Here is a 21,601-nt window from a genome sequence, read left to right as displayed (position 1 = left end):
CCCTGCGTGGACACGGGGGAGGTGGCCATGCAGGGTGGGGTCAGGCGTCAAGAATGGCGTCCGCCGGCCGTTGAGGTCGGGGACGTGGAGGATTCGTTCGCGCATGAAGCCAGCCGACTGCACAAGGAAGATCAACCGATGCCCGCGCTGAAACGGACGTTGGCACGGCCGCTGCGCGCCATCACCTGGGGCGGTGTGCTGCTGGGCGTTCTGCTGGTGACCGGCCTGACCCTCATGCTGGTCAATGACTACCACCGCCGCCTGGAAGCGGCGCAGCGGCAGAGCCGCGCGCTGGCGGTGGGCAGCGAGCGCCTGCTGGCGCTGGAGCTGCGCAACCTGGAACGCGCCCTGTCCGGCATCGCCGCCGACGCCGTCGAGGTGTTCCGCAGTGTGCCGGTACAGGCGCCGGCCTTGATGGATGCCTCCATCGGCGGCGTGCTGCGCCGGCATGCCGAGCTGCACAGCATCGTCGTGCTCGACAGCCATGGCCGACCGCTGACGGCCGGCACGGGCGACCTGCAGCTGCCGCTGTGGACCGATCCGCAGCGCCGTGGCCTGGGCAGCGCGCTGTACATCGGCCCGCCGCAGCGGGCCAGCGATGGCGGCTGGGTGGTGCCGCTGGCGCTGGCGATGGCCGACGGGCGCTGGCTGCTGGCGCGGCTGCGCTGTGGCGAACTGCAACGCATCGTCGGCGGCCTCGATGTCGGCCCCAACGGACTGGTCTCGATCAGCGATGCCGAGGGTTACATGCTGGCCCGCGTGCCTGATCCGCACGGCACGGTGGGCCGCCGCTACGACCTGCCGCGCCGTGACCTGCTCGGCACGCAGGCGGTGGTCGAGCTGGGAAGCGTGCCGGGCGTGGTCGACGGCGTACCGCGCATCATCACCATCAGCACGCTGGAACACAGCCCGCTGGCGGTGCAGGTCGGCCTGGCCGACGAAGACGTACTGGCGCCGTGGTGGCCGTACCTGCAGGCGTCGGTGGCGATCGTACTGGCTTACATCGCGGTGTTGCTGGTGCTGCTGTACGCCGTGCGGCGCAGCACCCGCAGCCAGCAGGCCATGGCCGAGGAGCTGAAAACAGGCCACGCCGAGCTGCGTCTTGCGCACCAGGTCGGTCGTGTCTGCACCTGGTACGTGGATGAGGACGCCGCACTGCTGCGCTGGTCGCCGCTGGCGCGCGAGATCTTTGGCGTGCAGACCGATGCGCTGCCGGTTGCCGATTTCTTCGCACGCGTGCACCGCGACGATGCCGCGCGCCTGCAGCATGCCTTTGACCAGGCATTCGCCGGCAGCGCCGTGCTCGACCAGGTGTTCCGCCTGGTATTGCCCGGGGGCGAGGTGCGCTGGGTGGGCGCACGTGGGCAGCGGGTGGAAGTGGCCGACAGCGAGCGGCGCATGATCGGGGCGCTGACCGACCTGAGTGAGCGTTACCAGGCGCGCGAGCAGGTGAGCGAGGTCGAGCGCCGCTTCCGGCTGCTGTTCGACCGCAATCCTGCACCGTTCTGGGTATTCGACCCGGATACGCTGCGCTTCATCGAGGTCAACGACGCTGCGGTGCGCCAGTACGGCTACAGCCGCGACGAGTTTCTGTCGATGAGCATCCTCGACATCCGCCCGCGCGAAGGCTGGGACGAAGTGCGTGGTGCCATCCAGCGCGCACAGGTGGGCGATCCTCCGGACGCGACCGTCCGCCTGCACCGGCGCAAGGACGGTAGTGTGTTCGAGGTGCGCGCACACCTGTCCAGGCTCGATTTCGACGGACAACCCGCGTGCCTCGTGCTGGCCGAGGATGTCAGCGAACGGCTGGCCTACGAGCGTGACCTGGCCTATCGGGCACGGCACAACCCGGCCACTGGCCTGCTCAACGTGCGCGCCCTGACCGAACAGCTGGACGAGCAGCAGCAGGGCTACACCATCGCCTTCGTGCAGTTGCGTGGCCTGCAGCTTGTGGCCGATACGCTGGGCCGTGAGATCGGCGATGCGGTGCTGCAGTCGATGGCGACCCGGCTCGGTGGACTGGGGGCGCGTTGCGGCACGCTGGCATTCCAGCCGGCGGAAGACTTCGTGTTCGCGATCGGGGCCGAGCACGATACCCAGCGCGTGCTGGATGACCTGCTGCAGATCGTGTCAGCGCCGATGCGTGGCAAGGATTCACTGCACCAGTTCGAACCGCGCATCGGTGTGGCCGTGCACACTGCCGGTGACGGCCACAGCGCCGAGCAGGTGATCGGCATGGCCGCGCAGGCCGCGCACGCGGCGCGTGCCGAGGGCAACGTGGTGGTCTGGTTCGATGCGGCAGTGACCACGCGGCTGGCCGACCGCCTGCGCCTGGCCGGGCGCATCCATGCCGCCATCGACAACGAGTTCCAGCTGTACTTCCAGCCGATCCGGCACGCCAGCGATGGCAGCCCGGCCGCGCTGGAGGCCCTGCTGCGCTGGCCGCAGGCCGATGGCAGCTTCATCCCGCCCAACGAGTTCATCCAGCTGTGCGAGGACACCGGGTTGATCCTGGCACTGGGCCGCTGGGTGATCCGCGCCGCGGCGAAGGCACAGCGGCGGTTGGTCGAGGCCGGTTGGGGCGAGCTGCCGATTGCAGTCAACGTGTCGGCAGTGCAGTTCTTCAACAGCGACCTGGTGGCCGAATTCACCCGCGTCCAGCAGGAGTTCGGACTGGCCCGCGGCGCACTGCACGTGGAGCTGACCGAGAGCAGCCTGATGCGCAAGCCGGCGCAGGCGATGCAGACCATGCAGCGCCTGCACGAGCAGGGCATCAGCGTGTCGCTGGACGATTTCGGCACCGGCTATTCCAGCATGTCCTACCTGCAGCACCTGCCGCTGGACATCCTGAAAATCGATCGCAGTTTCGTCGCGGACGTGGAAACCAATCCGCGCAACGCTTCGATCTGCCGCGCATTGCTGTCGCTCGGCCACAGCATGGGCCTGACCATCATCGCCGAGGGCGTTGAAACGCCGGGGCAGCTGGACTGGTTGGCTGCGCATGGCTGCGACCAGGTGCAGGGCTACCTGCTGGGGCGGCCGGCGCCGCTGGAGCGGATCATCGACGCGCTGGATGAAGTCCCTGCCTGATCGGGGGCTTCGTATTTGCCGGCCAGCGGCCGGCAGGCACCCGACTCGGCTACACCCCGGCCTCCACCAGGTGGTCGATGAAACTGCGCACCTTCGGCGCCAGGTGGCTGCGGCTGGCATACACCGCGAAGATGCCGATCGGCGAGGCCTCCCATTCCGGTAGCACGCGTACCAGGCGGCCATCGGCCAGCGCGTGTTCCAGCAGGAAGTCGGGTTGCAGGATCACACCCATGCCGGCGATCGCCGCTTCGCGCAGCACGTCGCCGTTGTTGGCGTGCAGCAGGCTGTTCACCGCCACCTTCACTTCACCGCCGGGTCCCTGCAGCGGCCAGTGGTCGCCAGCGGCCCAGTAGCTGTAGCTCAGGCATGCGTGATCCTGCAGGTCCTGCGGCGTCTGTGGGGTACCGCGTGCAGCCAGGTAGGCCGGCGCCGCGCACAGGCTCACCCGCGATTCGCCCAGCCGGCGCGCGATCAGCGCCGGGCTCGGCTCGCGGGTGATGCGGATGGCCACGTCGTAGCCTTCCTCGACCATGTCCACCAGGCGGTCGGACAGGGCCAGGTCCAGTTCCACCTGCGGGAAGCGCTCGCGGTAGCTGGCCAGCAACGGGCCAAGGCGGGCGATGCCCCAGCTGACCGGTGCGTTGATGCGCAGCGTGCCCGAGGGTTCCAGCGCCTGCGCGCCGATGCTGGCCTCCAGCGCGTCGAACTCGGCCAGCAGGCGCACGCACTGGGCGTAATAGGCGGCGCCGGTGCTGGTGGGGCTGACCCGCCGCGTGGTGCGGTGGAGCAGGCGGGTGGACAGGCGCTTTTCCAGTGCCGCGACCTGGCGGGTGACGCCGGCGGTCGACATGCCCAGGGCCTGTGCCGCGGCACTGAAGCCGTTGCGCTCGACCACCGCTACGAACACGCGCATCGCCTCGAGGGTGTCCATTGTTGCGCCTTATGAAATAAATACCGTCAGACGATCGTATTTATCGGCTCGTGAAGTAGCAATAACCTGTATCCACTCCCTTCAAGGTGCTTCCCATGCACACCGCCCCCCCTCCCGTTTCGCCGCTGGCCCCTTACGGCGCCACCCTGCTGCGCCTGGCCCTGGGCGTGCTGTTCCTGGTCCATGCGCTGATCAAGCTGCTGGTGTTCACCCCGGCGGGCACGGCGGCATTCTTCGAATCGTTGGGCCTGCCCGGCGTGCTGGGTTACCTCACCATCGGCGCCGAGCTGGTGATCACCACTGCGCTGCTGCTGGGCATCTACGCGCGCTGGGTCGGCCTGGCCGGCGTGCCGCTGCTGCTGGGCACCATCGTCACCGTGCACGGCGTCAACGGCTTCGGTTTCGCCAATGCCGGCGGCGGCTGGGAATACCCGGCGTTCTGGGCACTGGCGCTGGTGGTGCTGTTCCTGGTCGGCGACGGCAAGTGGACCCTGCGTTCGCGCTGATCGCCGCCTGATCCTGCAACTGGAGCATTCCATGTCCCGCCTGCCTTCGTTGTACATCTCCCACGGCTCGCCGATGACCGCCCTGCATCCGGGCCAGGTCGGCGTGCGCCTGGCCGAGCTGGCGCGCGACCTGCCGACGCCGCGCGCCATCGTGATGGCCTCGGCGCACTGGCTGGGTCGGCAGCCGCTGGTCGGCGCGCATCCGCAGCCGCCGACGATCCATGACTTCGGCGGCTTCCCGCGCGCGCTGTTCGAACTGCAGTACCCGGCGCCCGGCGATCCGGCGCTGGCCGAAGAAGTGGCCCGCCGCATCGCCGCTGCCGGCCTGCCGGTGGCGCTCGAACCTCAGCGTGGCCTCGACCATGGCGCGTGGGTGCCGCTGCGGCTGCTGCGCCCGCAAGCCGACATCCCCGTGGTGCCGCTGTCGATCCAGCCGCTGCTCGGCCCCGGGCACCAGTTCGCGCTGGGCCGCGCGCTGGCGCCACTGCGTGAGCAGGGCGTGCTGCTGGTCGGCTCGGGCAGCATCACCCACAACCTGCACGACTGGGGCGACTACCAGGATGGCAAGGAAGCGTCGTACGTGCGGCCCTTCATCGAGTGGGTCGAGCAGCGCCTGGCCGCCGATGATCGCCAGGCCCTGTTCGACTACCGCCGGCAGGCACCGTTCGCCGAACGCGCGCACCCGACCGACGAGCACCTGCTGCCGCTGTTCTTCGCGATGGGCGCAGCCGGCGAGGACGGCTTCGGTGCACGCCGCATCGATGCCGGCATCGATGCCGGCTTCCTCGCCATGGACCTGTACCGCTTCGACGGGGCATGAGCCGGGGCTGACGCGCGACCGCCCCGGCCGTCGCGCTCATGGCCGCATGTGGTAGTTTTTTCCGGGTTTCCGGCGCTGGCCTTCGAGCCTCCCCGCGCGCCGCTTCCTGGAAGAAGCATGCATACCATTGAAGTCGTCCTGGCGATGCTGGTGGCCGTTGTCGCCAGCGGCTACCTGGTTCGCGTCCTCCCGTTCTCGTTGCCGCTGCCGCTGGTGCAGATCGGCCTGGGCGCGGTCATCGCCGGGGTGTTCAACCGCGGCCACGCGCTGGAGCCGGAAGTGTTCTTCCTGCTGTTCCTGCCGCCGCTGCTGTTCCTTGATGGCTGGCGCATCCCCAAGCAGGGTCTGTTCCGCGACAAGGGCGCGATCCTCGAACTGGCGTTCGGCCTGGTGGTGTTCACCGTCATCGGTGCCGGCCTGCTGATCCACTGGATGATTCCGGTGATGCCGCTGGCGGTGTGCTTTGCGCTGGCGGCCATCGTCTCGCCGACCGACCCGGTGGCGGTCGGCGCGATCGCCTCCAAGGCACCGATTCCCAAGCGACTGATGCACATCCTGGAAGGCGAGTCGTTGCTCAACGATGCGTCCGGCCTGGTCTGCTTCCGTTTCGCGGTGGCGGCGGTGATGACCGGCTCCTTCTCGCTGGCCACGGCCTCGCTGACCTTCCTGTGGGTGGCGGTGGCCGGCCTTGCGGTGGGCGTGGCGGTCACCCTCGGTGTCTCCACCTTCCAGCGCTGGTTGTGGCGCCGCTTCGGCGAGGAACCGGGTGCGGCGATGCTGGTCAACCTGCTGATTCCGTTCGCGGCCTACCTGCTGGCCGAAGAAATCCATGCCTCGGGTATCCTCGCTGCCGTAGCGGCCGGTATCGCGATGAGCTACGTCGAGCTGACCGGCCGTGTCTCCGGCAGCATGCGCGTACAGCGCGCGGGCGTCTGGAACATGCTGCAGTTCAGCTTCAACGGCATCATGTTCGTGCTGCTGGGCGAGCAGCTGCCCGGCATCGTCGAGCGTGCCACCACCACCATGAACGAGTCCGGCCACCAGAGTGCATGGTGGCTGCTGGTGTACGTGGTGGTGATCAACCTGGCGCTGATCCTGTTGCGCCTGCTGTGGGTATGGTTGTCGCTGCGCTGGAACCTGCTGCGTGCACGCCGCCGAGGCCTGGAACGCGGCGAGGCACCGAACTGGCGCATCGTGGTGGCGACCTCGGTGGCCGGCGTGCGCGGCGCGATCACCCTGGCCGGCGTGCTGACCCTGCCGTTGTTCCTGCCTGATGGCAGCGCGTTCCCGGCGCGCGACCTGGTGATCTTCCTGGCCGCGGCGGTGATCCTGTTCTCGCTGGTCGGCGCCAGCGTGGCGCTGCCGCAGCTGCTGAAGGGCCTGCAGCTGCCGGCCGATTCGGGCGAGCGCAAGGAAGAGGACCTGGCACGCCGGCTGTCGTCAAAGGCCGCGCTGGCCGGGGTCGAGCGCATGCGCCAGCAGCTGGTGATGAACCAGAATACCGAGAACGTGCAGCTGTACAACGACGCTGCCTCGCGGGTGAGCCTGCTGTATCAGCGGCACCTGGAGAAGGACAACGACGGGCCCGACGTGGACCCGGAGAAAGTGCGGCGCATGGAGCTGGGTTACCGCCAGCTGCGCAGCGCCGGCCTCAATGCCGAGCGTGAGGAGCTGTTCCGGTTGACCCGGCGCGGGGTGATCTCCGATGAGATCTCGCGGCGCCTGATCCGCAACCTGGACCTGCTGGAATCGCGCAAGCGCGAGTGACTCGGCGGCCATGCGCCGTCGAGCGGGGTCAGATCCCTTTCCGCAGGAAAGGGATCTGACGCCAGGTCGGAACAGCCGGTTATTCCGGCTTCTGGTCCAGGAAATACACTTCGACCTTGCCCTTGACCTTGATCGTCATCGGGTTGCCGCGGCGGTCGCGGGCCTTGCCGGCCTGCACGCGGATCCAGCCTTCGCTGACCGAGTATTCCTCGACGTTGTCGCGCTCGACGTCGTTGAAACGCACGCCGACGCCGCGCTCCAGCGCCTGCGCATCATGGAAGGGGCTGGCCGGGTTGATCGCCAGGTGGTCGGGAGGGGTATCGCTCATCGCTTCATTCACAGTGACGGCCACCAAGGCCGGCTTCAGCGGCACAGGATAAACCGTAGAATGCCGGCCTGCCCCAGAGGACGTTCCGCCATGCCCGACAACAGCGACTATTTCGACTTCGAGGAAGACATCCACGACTTCGACGAGGATGGATTCGAGGCGCGGGTCTGGAACCTGCTGGTGCTGATCAACCCGGGCGACGAAGAGTTGGCCCTGCAGCAGTTCAACCGCTGGCGCGAGCACCTGTCCGAGGACGGGCAGCCGCTGGAAGCGGACAGCGACTGGTTGCCGGCCCTGTTCACGGCCATCGCCTGGCAGTCCGGTTTCGAGGTCGAGCGTGATGATCTGGAATCGCTGCAGTCGGCAGTGAACGAGCTGTCGGCGCGCTTCAATCTGCAGCTGGACTGGGGCGGCGACCTGGATGACGAGGACTTCGCCGAAGACCTGGACGGCGTGCAGCTGATGTCCACCGCCTTCGACCGCCTGCGCGAGCACAACTACACGCTGTGGAGCGTGGATGCCGGCAGTGACGGCTTCACCGGCGTGATGGCGCTGACCCGCGACGACGACGCAATGCTGGCGCTGTGCTCGCTGCTGAACGTGGAAATCCGCCTGGGCAGCGACCCGTTCTGAACGGGCCGGCAGCGCTGCGCATGTAGAGCCGAGCCCGCGCTCGGCTGCAGTCCGCGTAGAGCAGCCGAGCATGGGCTCGGCTCTACAGGAGGCAAACGGCAGCGCGCCTACGGCCGGTACTGCGCCCTGGCGTTGGCAATCACCGCTTTGACCAGGTCACGATCGGTGTGCCGGGAAATCGCTCGCGCGCCAAGCGCGATCGCCTGCGTACGCAGCTCGGCCGTGACATCGTAGTGGGCACCGCTGGCCTTGTTCTGGAAGGCCCGCGGTGGGATGCCGAGCTGCGCCGCCATCGCGTGCAGCTCGGCCAGGGTGTCGGCCATCAGGTGCGCCCAGCGCTGTCCGCGCCAGGGATGCACCGCGTCATCGACGTAGACCGTCACCGCCGCGGCCGGTTCAGGCCTGCGGCTTGCTGTCGCTGTCAGCGGCCGGGCTGGCCTCGGCGTCGGCAGCAGCTTCAACCACATCGCCTTCGGCGGCCTCAGTGGCTTCTTCGCCTTCTTCGGCTTCCACGGTCTCGAACTCGGACACCAGCTTGTCCAGGTACTCGTCAGCGGTCTGGCCGGATTCGGCGGCCAGGGTGTCCAGCAGCTTCTGCAGCAGCTCGGAATACTCCAGGTTGACCTTGCGGCCTTCCTTTTCCTGCACGTTGGACAGGTGCTTGAGCATGGCCAGCATCGGCACCGGGTTCTCGGCGTTGCCCATGGTCTGACCACCGATGGCCAGCAGCCATTCGCGGCCCTGCAGGCCGATGGCGGCGACCACCTGGCCGTCTTCGTTGGTCAGCACGGCATGGTTCTGCACCTGCTGCTGGGCATTCAGGCGCAGGAACGGGCGCTTGGCCTGCTGCTTCTTGCGCTTGTCGCGCTTGGCCTTGGAGTTCTGGGACATGGGGTGGGGTCACCTGGAAACGGAAAGACCGCCATTGTAGCGGCCGCACGCAGGTGGGGTCAGATCCCTTTCCAGGGGAAAGGGATCTGACCCCGGTTCAGTGCGCCTCACCCTGCGCGGCCTGCACGTCCGGGTCGGCGGTCGGCGCCGACAGCCCCACCTGCGGGCCGGCACCGGCCAAGGCGGCAGCTTCGGCGGCCTGGGTCATCACCACGATGCTGATGCGGCGGTTGATCGGGTTCTGCGGGTCGGCCTTGTCGAACAGCACCGATGAAGACAGACCGACCACGCGGGTGATCTTGTTGTCCTCCAGGCCGCCGTCCACCAGCGCGCGGCGGGCGGCATTGGCACGATCGGCGCTCAGTTCCCAGTTGCCGTAGCCACGTGCAGCCGAATAGGCGGTGATGTCGGTGTGGCCGGTCAGGCTGATCCGGTTCGGCACGTGGTTCAGGTAGTTGGCCAGCTCGTGCAGGATCTGCTGCGTGTACGGTTTCAGCGTGGCGCTGCCGAGGTCGAACATCGGCCGGTTCTGCTTGTCCACGATCTGGATGCGCAGGCCCTCCGGGGTCAGGTCCAGCAGCAGCTGGTCCTTGAACGGCTCCAGGGCCTGGCTCCTGCTGATCGCTTCCTGCAGCTCCTTCATCAGTGCTTCCAGCTGCTGCTTGTCGCGCTGCTGCTGGTCCACCGGCTGCGGTACCGCTTCCTTCTGGTTCTGGAAGGGGTCGTTGCTGTTGCCACGCGAAATGTCGGTGGCACCGCCCAGCTTGATCATCGAGGTGCTGGCGCCGCCCGGGCCGGCCATGCCGGGCGCCGGCGTGGCGCTCTGACCGCTCAACGGGCTGGGGTTGCGGAAGTACTCGGAAATGGCCGCACGGTCGTTCTTGTTGGTGGTGGCCATCAGCCACAGCACCAGGAAGAACGCCATCATCGCGGTCACGAAGTCGGCATAGGCCACCTTCCACGAACCACCATGATGGGCGGCGTGGCCGGCCTTCTTGACCCGGCGGACGATGACGGTGGGCTTGGTCTCGGCCATGGCTTACTTGACCGTCTTCAGGTGCTGCTCGAAATCGGAGAAGGCCGGGCGCACGTTCGACGGCAGCGTCTTGCGGGCGAACTCCAGCGCGATCTTCGGGTTGTAACCGCGCAGGCAGGCCAGCAGGGCGGTCTTGACCGATTCGTAGATGCGGCTGTCCTGCTCGGCGCGGGCCTCCATCGCGGCGGCCATCGGGCCGACGAAGCCGTAGCCCAGCAGGATGCCCAGGAACGTACCGACCAGCGCGCCGGCCACGTGGCCACCGACCTCGACGATGTCGCCACCGATCGAGCCCATGGTGATGACGATGCCCAGCACCGCGGCGACGATGCCGAAACCGGGCAGCCCGTCGGCGACCTTGGTCAGCACCTGTGAGGGGGCCATGGCCTCGGCGTGGTGCTTTTCCAGCTCCAGTTCCAGCAGCGGTTCCAGCTCATGCGGCTCGATGTTGCTGCCGATCATCAGGCGCAGGCAGTCGGTGATGAAATCGATCAGGTGGTGGTCGGCCTGCACCTTGGGGTAGTTGCCGAACAGCGCGCTTTCGGCCGGGCGCTCGACATGGTCTTCCAACGCCATGAAGCCTTCGCGGCGGGCCTTGTTGAGCAGTTCATAGAGCAGGCTGAGCACATCGATGTAGTCCTGCTGCTTGTAGCGCGGGCCCTTGAACACACCCACCATGGCCTGCAGGGTCTGCTTGACCGTCTTGGCCGGGGTACCGACCAGGAAGGCGCCGAGCGCGGCGCCGCCGATGATGACCAGCTCATAGGGCTGCCAGAGGGCACCCAGGCGGCCGTGGGCACCGAGGTAGCCCCCGATCACGCTGATGATGACGACCAGGAATCCAACGATGATGAGCATGGGGCGACGCAAGGAGAGGGGATATCTCCTTGTCGGCCCGTCGCCCGGTTTTCTGAAGAGGGAATTCTGTGAAATCGGTCAGCGGGGTGTTTCAGCCCGCCACGCCGCTTTCTGCGCCGCCACGCTGCAACGGATCGGGCCAGGGCTCGCCATTGCCGGTGAACGAAAGTGAGACGGAGTTCAGGCAGTGGCGCTCGTAGGTGGGCGGCGGACCATCCGGGAACACGTGGCCCAAGTGGCTGCCGCAGCGCGCGCAGGTGATCTCGGTGCGCACCATGCCGTGGCTGGTATCACGGATCTCGCGCACATGCGCGGGGTCGAACGGGGCAAAGAAGCTGGGCCAGCCGGTGCCGGAATCGAACTTGGTGCTGGAGCGGAACAGTGGCAGCGCGCACAGCCTGCAGCAGTAGACCCCCTCGCGCTTGTTGTCGAGGAACACGCCGCAGAACGGCGCCTCGGTGCCGTGCTGCAGCAGCACGCGGCGCTCCTCGCTGCTGAGGCCAGCGATCAGCGCCTCGGTCTGGGTGGCAGTGGGGGGCGTCAGGTCGAAAGCGGTCATGGCGGCGCTCCGTGGGGTCGATGGCCTGGGGATGGCGGAAAACGTGGGGGTGAAGACGCGACCTTGCAAGTGTGATGGCCGTTCATGGGCGGCACACAGGGGCGGGCGCAAGCTGAACGCGATCCACGCCGGAGCGTGCCATGAAACCAATCCTTCCCCTGCTGCTGGCCCTGTTGCCCATCGTCGCGCTGGCGCAGGTGCCGACCGCCGACCCGACTGCGACCCGCAGCGCGACCACCGTGGCCCCGCAGCCCGTGGCACCACCGCCACAGGCCGCTCGCCCGCAACCGCAGGTGCTGCCGTCGCCGCAGCCGGCGCAGCCGATCAGATCCACCGGGCCGGCCCGGGTCGCGCCGACGCCGGTGCCGAAGCCGGCCGACAAGGTCTATGACCGCAATGGCCGCATCGTTCCGGGCGTGCGCCCGGCCGGCCCGAACCGCGTGTTCGATTCGCGCACCGGCCGCTATTACGACAGCGTGCCGGCCGGCGATGGGCAGCAGATCAAGCGCTGAGTCCTGGTGCCACCAAGGTTGGCTGCTGGCTGACGCTGAGCGGGCTGAACGCACGAAAACAGCATCCAGCCGATCACTGCTTTTTCGCCTGCGATTAACCGTTGCGGGACCACCGTGGCCCTGCGCCGGCATTCCGCCGCCGCATGTCCTTCGTCCACTGGATCGCGACCATGAAAAACCAGCAGAACCGTCATCCCGGCAAGGAACCGCAGGGCCGCAACCCGCAGCAGCAACAGCAACAGCAACAGATGGAGCCGCAGCCGCCGCACAAGGGCGGCAAGCAGCAGGAACAGCGCACGCAGAAGCATCCGCAGCAGCGCTGACTGTCGCCATGACCGGGGTCAGAGCCCGCTGCGCGGGATCCGACCCCTTGCCAGATGCCGACCGGGGTCGGATCCCGCGCAGCGGGCTCTGACCCCAACCGGTTCCCAGCTTCAATCCGGAATCGGCAGGCTCAGCGTCTCCTTCACCTCTTCCATCACGATGTAGCTCTTCGACTCACGTACATGCGGCAGTGTCAGCAACGTGCTGCCGAGCAGCTTGCGGTAGGAAGCCATTTCACTGATCCGTGCTTTCAGCAGGTAATCGAAGTCGCCCGACACCAGGTGGCACTCCAGCACGTTGGGCAGCTTCAGCGCGGCGCGCCGGAACTCCTCGAAGATGTCGCCGGACTTGTAGGCCAGGCTGATCTCCACGAACACCAGCAGGCTGGCCTTTACCGCGGCCGGGTCGAGGTGGGCGTGATAGCCGGTGATTACCCCTTCGCGTTCCAGGCGGCGCACCCGCTCGGTGCACGGGGTGGTCGACAGGCCGACCCGCTCGCCCAGCTCGGTGAAGGAGATGCGGCCTTCGGCCTGCAGGATGCGCAGGATCTTGCGGTCGATCTTGTCCAGTTCGCGGGTACGGGTGGCCATGGCCGTCAACCTTGGGGAATGAATTGCAGGAGAACATCCTGCCGGTTGATTTCAATTCAGGCAAATCAACTGGTATTGGCTGTCTATACTTCCCCAATTATGGCCCCGGCACGCTCCAGTGCAGGGAATGATCGGGTTGGAGAAGTCCCATGCGAGTCCTAGTTCTCGGCAGCGGCGTGATCGGCACTACCAGTGCCTGGTACCTGCGACAGGCCGGGTTTGAAGTCACGGTCATCGACCGCCAGCCCGGCCCAGCGCTGGAGACCAGCTTCGCCAATGCCGGCCAGCTGTCGTTCGGCTACACCTCGCCGTGGGCGGCGCCGGGCGTGCCGAAGAAGGCGATCGGCTGGCTGTTCGAGAAACACGCGCCGCTGGCGATCAAGCCGGGCATGGACCTGGCCCAGTACCGCTGGCTGTGGCAGATGCTGCGCAACTGTACCCACGAGCGTTATGCGATCAACAAGGCGCGCATGGTGCGCATGTCCGAGTACAGCCGCGACTGCCTGAACGAGCTGCGCGCGCAGATCGGCATCGAATTCGAAGGCCGCGACCTGGGCACCACCCAGTTGTTCCGCACCCAGCAGCAGCTGGATGCCTCGGCGCAGGACATCGAGATCCTGGCCCAGTACGGCGTGCCGTACGAGGTGCTGGACCGCGCCGGCATCATCCAGGCCGAACCGGCCCTGGCCCACGTCGATGGCCTGGTCGGCGCGCTGCGCCTGCCGCGTGACCAGACCGGCGACTGCCAGCTGTTCACCCGCCGCCTGGCGCAGATGTGCGTGGATGCCGGCGTTGAATTCCGCTTCGACCAGGACATCACCGGCCTGGAGTTCGATGGCGACCGCATCACCGGCGTGCGCATCGACGGCAAGCTGGAAACCGCCGACCGCTTCGTGGTTGCGCTCGGCAGCTACTCACCGGCGCTGGTCGCACCGCTGGGCATGCGCCTGCCGGTGTACCCGCTGAAGGGTTACTCGCTGACCCTGCCGATCACCGACCCGGCGATGGCGCCGACCTCGACCATCCTCGATGAGAGCTACAAGGTGGCGGTGACCCGCTTCGACGACCGCATCCGTGTCGGCGGCATGGCCGAGGTGGCCGGCTTCGACCTGTCGCTGTCGCAGCGCCGCCGCGAGACCCTGGAACTGGTGGTCCGTGACCTCTACCCGAAGGGCGGTGACCTGTCGCGCGCGCAGTTCTGGACCGGCCTGCGCCCGGCTACGCCGGACGGTACGCCGGTGATCGGCGCCACGCCGTTCCGCAACCTGTACCTCAACACCGGCCACGGCACGCTGGGCTGGACCATGGCCTGCGGCTCGGGCCGCTACCTGGCCGACCTGATGAGCGCGCGACAGCCGCAGATCAGCACCGAAGGCCTGGATATTTTCCGCTACGGCCAGTACGGTCACGCGCCGCAACACGAGAACCGCACATGCGTCCTGCCCGCGCGCTGATCGATCTGGGCGCCCTGCGCAGCAACTACCGCCTCGCCCGTGAACTGGGCGGGGGCAAGGCGCTGGCGATCATCAAGGCCGATGCCTATGGGCATGGCGCGGTGCGCTGTGCGCAGGCGCTGGAAGGCGAGGCCGATGGTTTCGGCGTGGCCACCATCGAAGAAGCACTGGAGCTGCGCCAGGCCGGCATCCGTGCGCCGATCCTGCTGCTGGAAGGCATCTTCGAGCCCAGCGACATGGCGCTGGTGGCCGAGCATGACTTCTGGTTCGCCGTCGGTTCGCCGTGGCAAGTGGAGGCACTGGCGGCGTTCGACAGCCCGCGCCCGTTGACGGTGTGGCTGAAGCTGGACAGCGGCATGCACCGCCTCGGCCTGGACGTGGACAGCTTCCGCGCGGCGCATGCACGCCTGTCGGCGCTGCCGCAGGTCGAGCGCATCGTGCTGATGACCCACCTGGCACGTGCCGACGAACTGGACAGCGAGCGCACCCGCGAGCAGGCCGCGACCTTCGCGCGCGCCATCGACGGCCTGCACGGCGAGACCAGCGTGTGCAATTCGCCGGCGCTGCTGGGCTGGCCGGAGGTGCGCAGCGATTGGGTGCGGCCCGGCCTGATGCTGTACGGCGCCAACCCGCTGCCGGACAGCACCGCGCTGACCGCGCGCCTGCGCCCGGTGATGACGATGCAGTCCAAGGTGATCGCCGAGCGCTGGATCGAAGCCGGTGAACCGGTGGGATATGGCGCACGCTTCGTGGCCAAGGCACGCACCCGCGTAGGCGTGGTCGCGCTTGGCTATGCCGACGGTTACCCGCAGTTCGCCCCGAACGGCACCCCGGTGCTGATCGACGGGCAGCCCGGCGGCCTGATCGGGCGCGTGTCGATGGACATGTTGACGGTGGACCTGACCGCGCATCCGCAGGCCGGCATCGGCAGCGTGGTGGAGCTGTGGGGTTGCGCGCCGACGCTGTCGGAGCTGGCGCCGCGCTGTGGCGTGAGTGCCTACCAGCTGCCGTGCGCGGTCAAGCGCGTGGCGAAGGTGTACGTGTAGAGCCGAGCCCACGCTCGGCGCCTTGAATGCGTGTCGACCAAGGTCGACACCTACCGATGGGCTTTACGCGTAGCGGTCGCCCGGTACGGGGCGCCGGGCGCGACTCTGGTAGCGGCCGACCTTGGTCGGCGCCCTGTAATGCGTGTCGATCAAGGTCGACACCTGCCGATGGGCCTACGGCCTACCGTGCTGCGGTGGCCTGCGCTGTCAGCTGCCGCTTCACCCAGTCGTCGATCAGGCGCTTCTCGTAGCGCAGTGGATCGCTGTCGCTCTTCAGGCCGATGTTGTGCAGGTAGCCGGTATCGCTCAGGCGCGCGTCGCCCTCGCTGACGATGCGGCCGCTGGCGTCCTTCAGCGTGTACTGCAGGCTGATCCGCGGTGGGTAGATGTCGCGCATGATCCGGATGTCGCGGCCGCGCGGGCCGTGCCACGGCTCGTAGTCACCGGCGCGCTTGATGTCGACCAGGGTCACATCAAGCGTCTGTCCCGGTTGCAGCGGTTTGGCGGCAGCGGTCTGCAGGTAGCGTGCCAGCTGCTGCACCCAGTCGCCACGCTCGGCCTCGAAGCGGTTGGTACTCTGGCGGATCTCGGTGAATTTGGCCGGATCGTCCCACTTCACGCTGACCGGGCCATCGGCCTGCAATGCGCGGGGAGCTTCCGGGTCGGTCACGGTGCGCGGTGCCGCACTGGCGCCGCCCGCCGCCAGGGCGCCTGCCAACAGGGCAATCGCGAGTGAGCGTTTCATCACGGTCTCCTGCGTCCCCTCGATGGGGGCGATGTTGATCACAGATCGAGTGTGATCCTGCTTCCCGGTATCGACAATGGCCGCATGCGTCGTCTGCAAGAGCGGTTGCCGCCAATTCATCGACGTCAACCATGACTGACGGCGCTTGACGCTGTGAATACGCCCTTTGGAAGATGCTGTGCCTCCAACCTGGCCTGCACAGACACCCTTGTCCACACTGCCGCCCCTCGTGGAGCGCCCACCGATGACGGTGCCGGCGCCCGAACCCGACCTGCATCATGGCGTGCTTGAGCGCATCAACGCCGGTTTCTGCGTGATCCAGGTGCTGTTCGAGGGTGATCGTGCGGTCGACTACCGCTTCATCGAGGTCAACGATGCCTTCGAGCGCCACACAGGGCTGAAGGATGCGCGTGGAAAGCGCATGACGGCGCTGGAGCCCGGCCATGAGCAGGACTGGTTCCGCATCTATGGCGAGGTCGCACGCAGCGGCCGCCCGGCCCAGTTCGAGATGGAGGCGCGTGCGCTGGGCCGCTCGTTCGCGGTGGATGCGGTGCGCGTGGGCCGGCCGGGCGAGGACAAGGTCGGCATCCTGTTCTTCGACATCACCGCACGCAAGCAGATGGAAGTGGAGCTGGGCGAAAGCGAAGCCCGCTTCAGTGCGCTGGCCGACGGCCTGCCGATGCCGGTGTGGGTCTTGGACGAGCGCGGCCATGCCCGTTTCGTCAACAGTGCCTTCAGCGAGTTCTTCGGCGGTGACGAGACGCGCGTGCCGGAGGACGTCTGGCGCGGCCTGGTGCATCCGGACGACGCATCGGTCTTCGAGTACGAACTGCAGGAAGCATTGAAGGCGCAGCGCTCCATGCATGCGCTGGTGCGTGCGCGCCGTGCCGATGGCCAGTGGCGTTGGCTGGAGATGAATGCCCGCCCGCGCTTCTCGCGCATGGGCCGTTTCATCGGCCTGGCCGGCAGCAGCCCGGACGTGACCGAACGCCGCGAGATCGAGCTGGCCCGCGAGGAACTGCTGCAGTCCGAGCGTGCCGCGCGCAGTGCTGCGGAAAACATGGCGCGGCTGAAGGATGAATTCCTGGCCACGCTGTCGCATGAGCTGCGTACGCCGTTGACCACCATCCTCGGCTGGAGCGAACTGCTGCTGCAGCGCGTGGACAACACCAGCCCGCTGTACAAGGGCCTGAACGTGATCGCCAACAGCGCCGGTGCGCAGAAGCGGCTGATCTCGGACATGCTCGACCTCAGCAGCATGCTGCTGGGCAAGGTGCAGCTGGAGGTGGAAGTGCTGGACCTGTGCGCGGTGCTGGGTGAGGCGATCGGCGCGCAGGAACTGGTGGCCGAAGGCAAGGCGCTGGACGTGCACCTGCAGCTGCCCACGCAACCCAGCCTGGTGCTGGGCGACGCCACGCGCCTGCAGCAGGTGTTCTGGAACCTGCTCTCGAACGCGATCAAGTTCACCCCGGCTGAAGGCCGCATCGACCTGCAGCTGCGGGCCGACGGCAACCACTGGGAGATCACCGTGCGTGACAGCGGTGATGGCATCGCACCCGAATTCCTCAATCATCTGTTCAGCCGCTTCCGCCAGGCCGACGGCACCACCACCCGCCGCCATGGCGGCCTGGGCCTGGGCCTTGCGATCGTGCAGCAGCTGGTCGAACTGCATGGTGGTACGGTCACTGCGGCCAGCGAGGGCCACGGCCACGGGGCGACCTTCACCGTGCGCCTGCCCCAGCATGTTCCCGATGCCGAACGGCGGCCGCTGCGTGAAGTGATCAGCGGGCCGATCCTGGAGCCGGTGATCGTCGAGCCGTATCCGCTGCGCGGCATGCATGTGCTGGCGGTGGAAGACCAGCCGGAAGTGCTGGAGTACCTGCGGCGCATGCTGGAAGAGCAGGGCGCCAGCGTGTCTGCGGCCAGCTCGGCCGGCGAAGCGCTGGCATTGCTGGCCGACACCGGGCACCTGCAGTACCACGTGCTGCTGACCGACATCGGCATGCCGGGCATGGACGGCTATGGCCTGGTGCGCACGCTGCGCGAGGACATGGGCGTGGATGCGGCGACCTTGCCTGCGGTGGCGGTGACTGCACTGGCGCGTGCCGACGACCGCCGCCGCGCGCTGGCGTCGGGCTTCCAGGAGCATGTGGCCAAGCCGTACTCGGTAGCGCAGCTGGTGGCTGCCGTGCGCAAGGTGCAGGTGCCACGCGCGGACAGTGCGCTGCACTGAACATTCACGGCCGATAGGCGACCCTGCAGTCAGGAGGTCGCCGATGTCCCGTATAGCTCCACGTATCCACACCGATCCGGCGCAGATCGCGCGCCTGGAAGCCCTGCTGCCGCAGCTGGATGGCGAAACGCAGGTGGAACTGATTCTGCACGATGGCCGCCGCCTGCTCGGCACGGTGGCGGTGAGGCCAACTGTGCAGCAATACCGCAACGCCGCTGGTGATGAAGGCAGCAACGGCCAGTTGCGCCTGGATGACTACGACACGCCGGTGCAGCAGCACCATGTGTGGCTGGATGAAATCGCCAGTATCAACCGCCTGCCACCCAAGGCGCCTTGATCCGGTGTAGAGCCGAGCCCACGCTCGGCTCTGCCGCCGCCCGAGCGTGGGCTCGGGCGCTACGGATGTGTCAGTGCTCGAACAACGTCGGCGTCGCCTCGAATCGGCGTGCGTACGCACGCTCCTCTGCAACCCTCGCCACCTCGTCATCGGCCAGGTCCGGTGCCCCATAGACGGCGTAGGCAACGCTGCCGTCGGCACCATGACCGATCTGATGCAGCCGGTAGCGCGAGTGGCCGCCGCCGGTGTCCTCGGGGTAGTGCACGGGCGGATGGCTGCCTTCCAGGTCCATTTCACTGTTGTCGACCACGCCACCGACGAACAAGGCTCGCATGCAGGTTCTCCTGGGTTTCCGGGGGGAGCCTCTACCCTGAACGTTTCAATGTTTCTGGCGGATCAAGGCCCCGTTCGGGTTTCGCAAAGCGGGCCGCCGGGGCCGGCCCGGCCAAGCCGGTACAATGGACGGCCCTCACGCTTGAAGTACCCGCGCCGATGGCCTCCAGCGACGACGCCCCCCTGCAGACCCTGCTCCTGCCGTTCTCCCAAGGCGCCCTGCGCTGGCCGGAGGGCCCGGTGGCCTTCCTGCGTGCCCGCGATGGCTGGCCATTGCGCGAAGTGGCCGGCAACCGCGAGGTGCATTGCGAACAGAGCTTCGCCCCGTTCGCGCAACCGCTGCAGCAGGCTGCCGGTTGGACCGTCAGCGGGCAGCTGGATGACGCGGCCGGCAAGGGCCGCTACCCGTTGGTGCTGGTGCTGCCGCCGCGCCAGCGCGAAGAAGCCCGTGCGCTGTTCGCCCGTGCGCTGGCGCTGGTCGCCGACGGCGGCCGCATCGTTGCCTGCCAGTCCAACAACGAAGGTGCGCGTTCGGGCGAGGGCGACCTCAAGCAGTTGGCCGGCCTCGGTGGCTGCCTGACCAAGAACCACTGCCGCGTGTACTGGACCGCCCCGCTGCAGCGCCAGCACGACGTTGACCTGGCCAGGCGCTGGTCGGCGCTGGATGCGGTGCGCCCGATCGTGGGCGGTCGCTTCCTCAGCCGCCCGGGCGTGTTCGCCTGGGATCGCATCGATCCGGCGTCGGCGCTGCTGGCCGAGCACCTGCCGGCCGACCTGGCCGGACGCGCCGCCGACCTCGGCGCCGGCTACGGCTACCTGTCGCGCGAGCTGCTGGAACGCTGCCCGAAGATCACCGCGCTGGACCTGTACGAGGCCGAGCAGCGCGCACTGGCGCTGGCCGAGCTCAATCTGGCGCCGCCACCGCGCCCGCTGCCGCTGCGCTTCCTGTGGCAGGACGTCACCGCCGGCATCGAGCCGGGCTACGACGTCATCATCAGCAACCCGCCGTTCCACACGCCGTCGCGCGCTGACCGCCCGGACATCGGCCAGCGCTTCATCGCCGTGGCTGCGCAGGCATTGCGCCCGGGCGGGCGCCTGTACGTGGTGGCCAACCGCCACCTGCCTTACGAGCACACCCTCAACGACAGCTTCGGCGCGGTGCGCGTGGTCGCCGAACGCGACGGTTTCAAGCTGGTGGAAGCAGTGAAGGGGAAGGGCAAGTGAAGCTGGTCAAGCACATCGCCAACCTGGGCTATGGCAGCCGCAAGCAGGTGCAATGGATGTTCCGCGAAGGCCGCGTCACCGACGCCGATGGCGAGGTGCTGTATGCCGACGACCAGGTACCGCATGACGCCATCCGGGTCGATGGCGAGCCGCTGGACCCACCGCCGGGGCTGTCGATCGCGCTGCACAAGCCGGCCGGCTACACCTGTTCGACCAAGGACACCGGGCGCCTGATCTACGACCTGCTGCCGCCGCGCTTCCGCGACCGCGATCCGGTGCTGTCCACGGTCGGCCGCCTCGACCGCGAGACCAGTGGCCTGCTGTTGCTGACCGACGATGGTGGCCTGCTGCACCGGATCATTTCGCCGAAGTCGAAGCTGCCGAAAGTCTATGAGGTCGAGTTGAGCGAGGACCTGCGCGGCGACGAGGTGGCGCTGTTCGCCAGCGGCACGCTGATGCTGGAATCGGAGAAGACGCCCCTGCTGCCGGCTGAACTGGAGGTGCTGGATGCGCGCCGTGCGCGGCTGGTGCTGCACGAAGGCCGCTACCATCAGGTACGCCGCATGTTCGCCGCCACCGGCAACCACGTGCAGGCCCTGCATCGCAGCCGCGTCGGCGGGCTGGACCTGCAGGGGCTGGACGAGGGGCAATGGCGGCAGCTCACTTCCACCGACCTGGATACGCTGTTCGCTTCATGACCAACATTGCTGCGCTGCCGTTCCTCCCCGACGCCGTCATCTTCGACATGGACGGCCTGATGATCGACAGCGAGCGCGTTTCGCTGGCCTGCTGGAGCCAGGCCGCCGACGAGTTCGGACTGGGCCTGGATGAAACGGTGTTCCTGCGCATGGTCGGCCTCGGCGACCGCGATTCGCACGCGCTGCTGCGCGCGCAGGGCATCGAGGACAGCGTGATCGATGCGGTGGCCGCACGTTGCCACGACCTGTATGAGGCACGCACACAGACCGGGTTGCCGTTGCGTCCGGGCATCCTGGAACTGCTGGAGCTGCTGAAAGTGCACGCGGTACCGCGGGCGGTGGCCACCACCACGCGGCAGCCGCGGGCCAACCGCAAGCTGGCCGCTGCTGGCCTGCTGCCGTATTTCGATGCGGTGATCACCAGTGGCGACGTGGCGCGGCCGAAGCCGGCGCCGGATATCTACCTGCTGGCCGCGCAGCGATTGGGGCAGGTGCCCGGGCGTTGCCTGGCGCTGGAGGATTCACCGGCCGGTACGCGCGCGGCGCTGGCGGCCGGCATGACCGTGATCCAGGTGCCGGACCTGGTGCATCCGGATGAAGAGCTGCGTGCCCTGGGACACCGCATCGTTGGATCCCTGGTAGACGCGCACGCGCTGCTGCTGCCGTTGCTGCCGAAGTAGCGGTGG

General features: G+C 67.8%; 24 protein-coding genes. 14 read left to right on the top strand and 10 right to left on the bottom strand.

Going from position 1 to position 21,601, the window contains the following annotated elements:
• Nucleotides 1–27: 27 nt before the first annotated feature.
• The gene (locus tag ACM0O9_RS15180; protein WP_414603836.1) at nucleotides 28–3,090 is read left to right on the top strand and encodes a bifunctional diguanylate cyclase/phosphodiesterase; all 3,063 of its coding nucleotides are present in this window, start codon (nucleotides 28–30) and stop codon (nucleotides 3,088–3,090) included.
• Nucleotides 3,091–3,139: 49 nt separating this feature from the next.
• Here the strand turns inward: ACM0O9_RS15180 and ACM0O9_RS15175 are convergent, their stop codons facing one another.
• On the bottom strand, nucleotides 3,140–4,021 hold the full coding sequence (locus ACM0O9_RS15175) for a LysR family transcriptional regulator (RefSeq protein ID WP_414603832.1): 882 nt from the start codon (nucleotides 4,019–4,021) through the stop codon (nucleotides 3,140–3,142).
• Between the two features lie 95 nt (nucleotides 4,022–4,116).
• Here ACM0O9_RS15175 and ACM0O9_RS15170 point away from each other — a divergent pair, with 95 nt between their 5' ends.
• From ACM0O9_RS15170 to ACM0O9_RS15160, 3 genes are all read left to right on the top strand, one after another.
• A complete protein-coding gene (locus tag ACM0O9_RS15170; RefSeq protein ID WP_414603833.1) occupies nucleotides 4,117–4,527 on the top strand; it encodes a DoxX family protein in 411 nt (136 codons plus the stop codon).
• Between the two features lie 31 nt (nucleotides 4,528–4,558).
• Entirely contained in the window at nucleotides 4,559–5,347 is a 789-nt protein-coding gene (locus ACM0O9_RS15165) for a dioxygenase family protein (protein WP_414603834.1), read from the top strand.
• A 117-nt stretch (nucleotides 5,348–5,464) separates the two neighbouring features.
• Nucleotides 5,465–7,114, top strand: coding sequence for a Na+/H+ antiporter (locus ACM0O9_RS15160; RefSeq protein ID WP_005415111.1), 1,650 nt, complete (start codon nucleotides 5,465–5,467; stop codon nucleotides 7,112–7,114).
• A gap of 79 nt (nucleotides 7,115–7,193) precedes the next feature.
• Here ACM0O9_RS15160 and ACM0O9_RS15155 read toward each other — a convergent pair whose 3' ends face one another.
• Nucleotides 7,194–7,442, bottom strand: a complete 249-nt coding sequence (locus ACM0O9_RS15155; protein WP_005415112.1) for a DUF3297 family protein — start codon at nucleotides 7,440–7,442, stop codon at nucleotides 7,194–7,196.
• Nucleotides 7,443–7,532: 90 nt separating this feature from the next.
• On the opposite strand from ACM0O9_RS15155, the gene ACM0O9_RS15150 reads away from it, so the two are divergent.
• Nucleotides 7,533–8,075, top strand: a complete 543-nt coding sequence (locus tag ACM0O9_RS15150; protein ID WP_049398337.1) for a DUF6630 family protein — start codon at nucleotides 7,533–7,535, stop codon at nucleotides 8,073–8,075.
• 107 nt (nucleotides 8,076–8,182) lie between these two features.
• Here the strand turns inward: ACM0O9_RS15150 and ACM0O9_RS15145 are convergent, their stop codons facing one another.
• The 5 genes from ACM0O9_RS15145 to msrB all read right to left on the bottom strand — a co-directional run bounded on the left by ACM0O9_RS15145 (nucleotide 8,183) and on the right by msrB (nucleotide 11,419).
• Nucleotides 8,183–8,458: a DUF4031 domain-containing protein gene (locus ACM0O9_RS15145; protein ID WP_005415114.1), complete on the bottom strand. Its 276-nt coding sequence runs from the start codon at nucleotides 8,456–8,458 to the stop codon at nucleotides 8,183–8,185.
• 13 nt (nucleotides 8,459–8,471) lie between these two features.
• Complete coding sequence (locus ACM0O9_RS15140; RefSeq protein WP_005415115.1) at nucleotides 8,472–8,966, bottom strand: hypothetical protein; 495 nt, start codon at nucleotides 8,964–8,966, stop codon at nucleotides 8,472–8,474.
• Between the two features lie 97 nt (nucleotides 8,967–9,063).
• Entirely contained in the window at nucleotides 9,064–10,002 is a 939-nt protein-coding gene (gene motB / locus ACM0O9_RS15135) for a flagellar motor protein MotB (protein ID WP_065186684.1), read from the bottom strand.
• A gap of 3 nt (nucleotides 10,003–10,005) precedes the next feature.
• Nucleotides 10,006–10,860: a flagellar motor stator protein MotA gene (gene motA / locus ACM0O9_RS15130; protein ID WP_005407915.1), complete on the bottom strand. Its 855-nt coding sequence runs from the start codon at nucleotides 10,858–10,860 to the stop codon at nucleotides 10,006–10,008.
• Nucleotides 10,861–10,951: 91 nt separating this feature from the next.
• Nucleotides 10,952–11,419, bottom strand: coding sequence for a peptide-methionine (R)-S-oxide reductase MsrB (gene msrB, locus ACM0O9_RS15125; RefSeq protein ID WP_005415117.1), 468 nt, complete (start codon nucleotides 11,417–11,419; stop codon nucleotides 10,952–10,954).
• Between the two features lie 140 nt (nucleotides 11,420–11,559).
• On the opposite strand from msrB, the gene ACM0O9_RS15120 reads away from it, so the two are divergent.
• Together ACM0O9_RS15120 and ACM0O9_RS15115 are read left to right on the top strand one after the other, a co-directional pair.
• On the top strand, nucleotides 11,560–11,931 hold the full coding sequence (locus ACM0O9_RS15120) for a hypothetical protein (protein ID WP_053498066.1): 372 nt from the start codon (nucleotides 11,560–11,562) through the stop codon (nucleotides 11,929–11,931).
• A 143-nt stretch (nucleotides 11,932–12,074) separates the two neighbouring features.
• Nucleotides 12,075–12,254: a lana protein gene (locus ACM0O9_RS15115; protein ID WP_065186685.1), complete on the top strand. Its 180-nt coding sequence runs from the start codon at nucleotides 12,075–12,077 to the stop codon at nucleotides 12,252–12,254.
• Between the two features lie 111 nt (nucleotides 12,255–12,365).
• Here the strand turns inward: ACM0O9_RS15115 and ACM0O9_RS15110 are convergent, their stop codons facing one another.
• Complete coding sequence (locus tag ACM0O9_RS15110; RefSeq protein WP_005407919.1) at nucleotides 12,366–12,845, bottom strand: Lrp/AsnC ligand binding domain-containing protein; 480 nt, start codon at nucleotides 12,843–12,845, stop codon at nucleotides 12,366–12,368.
• A gap of 149 nt (nucleotides 12,846–12,994) precedes the next feature.
• On the opposite strand from ACM0O9_RS15110, the gene ACM0O9_RS15105 reads away from it, so the two are divergent.
• Complete coding sequence (locus ACM0O9_RS15105) at nucleotides 12,995–14,299, top strand: D-amino acid dehydrogenase (RefSeq protein WP_005415120.1); 1,305 nt, start codon at nucleotides 12,995–12,997, stop codon at nucleotides 14,297–14,299.
• The gene (gene alr, locus ACM0O9_RS15100) at nucleotides 14,278–15,345 is read left to right on the top strand and encodes an alanine racemase (RefSeq protein ID WP_053498060.1); all 1,068 of its coding nucleotides are present in this window, start codon (nucleotides 14,278–14,280) and stop codon (nucleotides 15,343–15,345) included. Before ACM0O9_RS15105 ends, alr begins: the two co-directional genes overlap by 22 nt.
• A gap of 181 nt (nucleotides 15,346–15,526) precedes the next feature.
• Here alr and ACM0O9_RS15095 read toward each other — a convergent pair whose 3' ends face one another.
• Nucleotides 15,527–16,090, bottom strand: a complete 564-nt coding sequence (locus tag ACM0O9_RS15095; RefSeq protein WP_049412742.1) for a DUF3016 domain-containing protein — start codon at nucleotides 16,088–16,090, stop codon at nucleotides 15,527–15,529.
• 244 nt (nucleotides 16,091–16,334) lie between these two features.
• Here ACM0O9_RS15095 and ACM0O9_RS15090 point away from each other — a divergent pair, with 244 nt between their 5' ends.
• Entirely contained in the window at nucleotides 16,335–18,323 is a 1,989-nt protein-coding gene (locus tag ACM0O9_RS15090; RefSeq protein ID WP_262222052.1) for a hybrid sensor histidine kinase/response regulator, read from the top strand.
• Between the two features lie 43 nt (nucleotides 18,324–18,366).
• Entirely contained in the window at nucleotides 18,367–18,660 is a 294-nt protein-coding gene (locus ACM0O9_RS15085; RefSeq protein WP_019660923.1) for a DUF3247 family protein, read from the top strand.
• Nucleotides 18,661–18,730: 70 nt separating this feature from the next.
• Here the strand turns inward: ACM0O9_RS15085 and ACM0O9_RS15080 are convergent, their stop codons facing one another.
• Complete coding sequence (locus tag ACM0O9_RS15080; protein ID WP_005415125.1) at nucleotides 18,731–18,994, bottom strand: hypothetical protein; 264 nt, start codon at nucleotides 18,992–18,994, stop codon at nucleotides 18,731–18,733.
• A 158-nt stretch (nucleotides 18,995–19,152) separates the two neighbouring features.
• Here ACM0O9_RS15080 and ACM0O9_RS15075 point away from each other — a divergent pair, with 158 nt between their 5' ends.
• Genes ACM0O9_RS15075 through ACM0O9_RS15065 form a run of 3 tightly spaced genes read left to right on the top strand, consistent with a single transcriptional unit; the run spans nucleotide 19,153 to nucleotide 21,595 of the window.
• Nucleotides 19,153–20,217: a class I SAM-dependent methyltransferase gene (locus ACM0O9_RS15075; protein ID WP_065186688.1), complete on the top strand. Its 1,065-nt coding sequence runs from the start codon at nucleotides 19,153–19,155 to the stop codon at nucleotides 20,215–20,217.
• Nucleotides 20,214–20,915, top strand: a complete 702-nt coding sequence (locus ACM0O9_RS15070; protein WP_053498050.1) for a pseudouridine synthase — start codon at nucleotides 20,214–20,216, stop codon at nucleotides 20,913–20,915. The genes ACM0O9_RS15075 and ACM0O9_RS15070 overlap by 4 nt, the downstream gene beginning before the upstream one ends.
• Entirely contained in the window at nucleotides 20,912–21,595 is a 684-nt protein-coding gene (locus ACM0O9_RS15065; protein ID WP_065179277.1) for an HAD family hydrolase, read from the top strand. The genes ACM0O9_RS15070 and ACM0O9_RS15065 overlap by 4 nt, the downstream gene beginning before the upstream one ends.
• Nucleotides 21,596–21,601 lie beyond the last annotated feature (6 nt).

Origin of the sequence: Stenotrophomonas sp. FR012, from assembly GCF_047520565.2 — a bacterium.
Taxonomy (GTDB): Bacteria; Pseudomonadota; Gammaproteobacteria; order Xanthomonadales; family Xanthomonadaceae; genus Stenotrophomonas; species Stenotrophomonas sepilia.
This window is presented reverse-complemented; position numbering and strand designations above follow the sequence as displayed.

Coding starts and splice junctions, on each gene's coding strand:
- ACM0O9_RS15180 (WP_414603836.1), top strand. CDS start 28: ATGCAGGGTGGGGTCAGGCGTCAAGAATGGCGTCCGCCGGCCGTTGAG.
- ACM0O9_RS15175 (WP_414603832.1), bottom strand. CDS start 4,021: ATGGACACCCTCGAGGCGATGCGCGTGTTCGTAGCGGTGGTCGAGCGC.
- ACM0O9_RS15170 (WP_414603833.1), top strand. CDS start 4,117: ATGCACACCGCCCCCCCTCCCGTTTCGCCGCTGGCCCCTTACGGCGCC.
- ACM0O9_RS15165 (WP_414603834.1), top strand. CDS start 4,559: ATGTCCCGCCTGCCTTCGTTGTACATCTCCCACGGCTCGCCGATGACC.
- ACM0O9_RS15160 (WP_005415111.1), top strand. CDS start 5,465: ATGCATACCATTGAAGTCGTCCTGGCGATGCTGGTGGCCGTTGTCGCC.
- ACM0O9_RS15155 (WP_005415112.1), bottom strand. CDS start 7,442: ATGAGCGATACCCCTCCCGACCACCTGGCGATCAACCCGGCCAGCCCC.
- ACM0O9_RS15150 (WP_049398337.1), top strand. CDS start 7,533: ATGCCCGACAACAGCGACTATTTCGACTTCGAGGAAGACATCCACGAC.
- ACM0O9_RS15140 (WP_005415115.1), bottom strand. CDS start 8,966: ATGTCCCAGAACTCCAAGGCCAAGCGCGACAAGCGCAAGAAGCAGCAG.
- motB (WP_065186684.1), bottom strand. CDS start 10,002: ATGGCCGAGACCAAGCCCACCGTCATCGTCCGCCGGGTCAAGAAGGCC.
- motA (WP_005407915.1), bottom strand. CDS start 10,860: ATGCTCATCATCGTTGGATTCCTGGTCGTCATCATCAGCGTGATCGGG.
- msrB (WP_005415117.1), bottom strand. CDS start 11,419: ATGACCGCTTTCGACCTGACGCCCCCCACTGCCACCCAGACCGAGGCG.
- ACM0O9_RS15120 (WP_053498066.1), top strand. CDS start 11,560: ATGAAACCAATCCTTCCCCTGCTGCTGGCCCTGTTGCCCATCGTCGCG.
- ACM0O9_RS15115 (WP_065186685.1), top strand. CDS start 12,075: ATGTCCTTCGTCCACTGGATCGCGACCATGAAAAACCAGCAGAACCGT.
- ACM0O9_RS15110 (WP_005407919.1), bottom strand. CDS start 12,845: ATGGCCACCCGTACCCGCGAACTGGACAAGATCGACCGCAAGATCCTG.
- ACM0O9_RS15105 (WP_005415120.1), top strand. CDS start 12,995: ATGCGAGTCCTAGTTCTCGGCAGCGGCGTGATCGGCACTACCAGTGCC.
- alr (WP_053498060.1), top strand. CDS start 14,278: ATGCGTCCTGCCCGCGCGCTGATCGATCTGGGCGCCCTGCGCAGCAAC.
- ACM0O9_RS15095 (WP_049412742.1), bottom strand. CDS start 16,090: ATGAAACGCTCACTCGCGATTGCCCTGTTGGCAGGCGCCCTGGCGGCG.
- ACM0O9_RS15090 (WP_262222052.1), top strand. CDS start 16,335: ATGACGGTGCCGGCGCCCGAACCCGACCTGCATCATGGCGTGCTTGAG.
- ACM0O9_RS15085 (WP_019660923.1), top strand. CDS start 18,367: ATGTCCCGTATAGCTCCACGTATCCACACCGATCCGGCGCAGATCGCG.
- ACM0O9_RS15080 (WP_005415125.1), bottom strand. CDS start 18,994: ATGCGAGCCTTGTTCGTCGGTGGCGTGGTCGACAACAGTGAAATGGAC.
- ACM0O9_RS15075 (WP_065186688.1), top strand. CDS start 19,153: ATGGCCTCCAGCGACGACGCCCCCCTGCAGACCCTGCTCCTGCCGTTC.
- ACM0O9_RS15065 (WP_065179277.1), top strand. CDS start 20,912: ATGACCAACATTGCTGCGCTGCCGTTCCTCCCCGACGCCGTCATCTTC.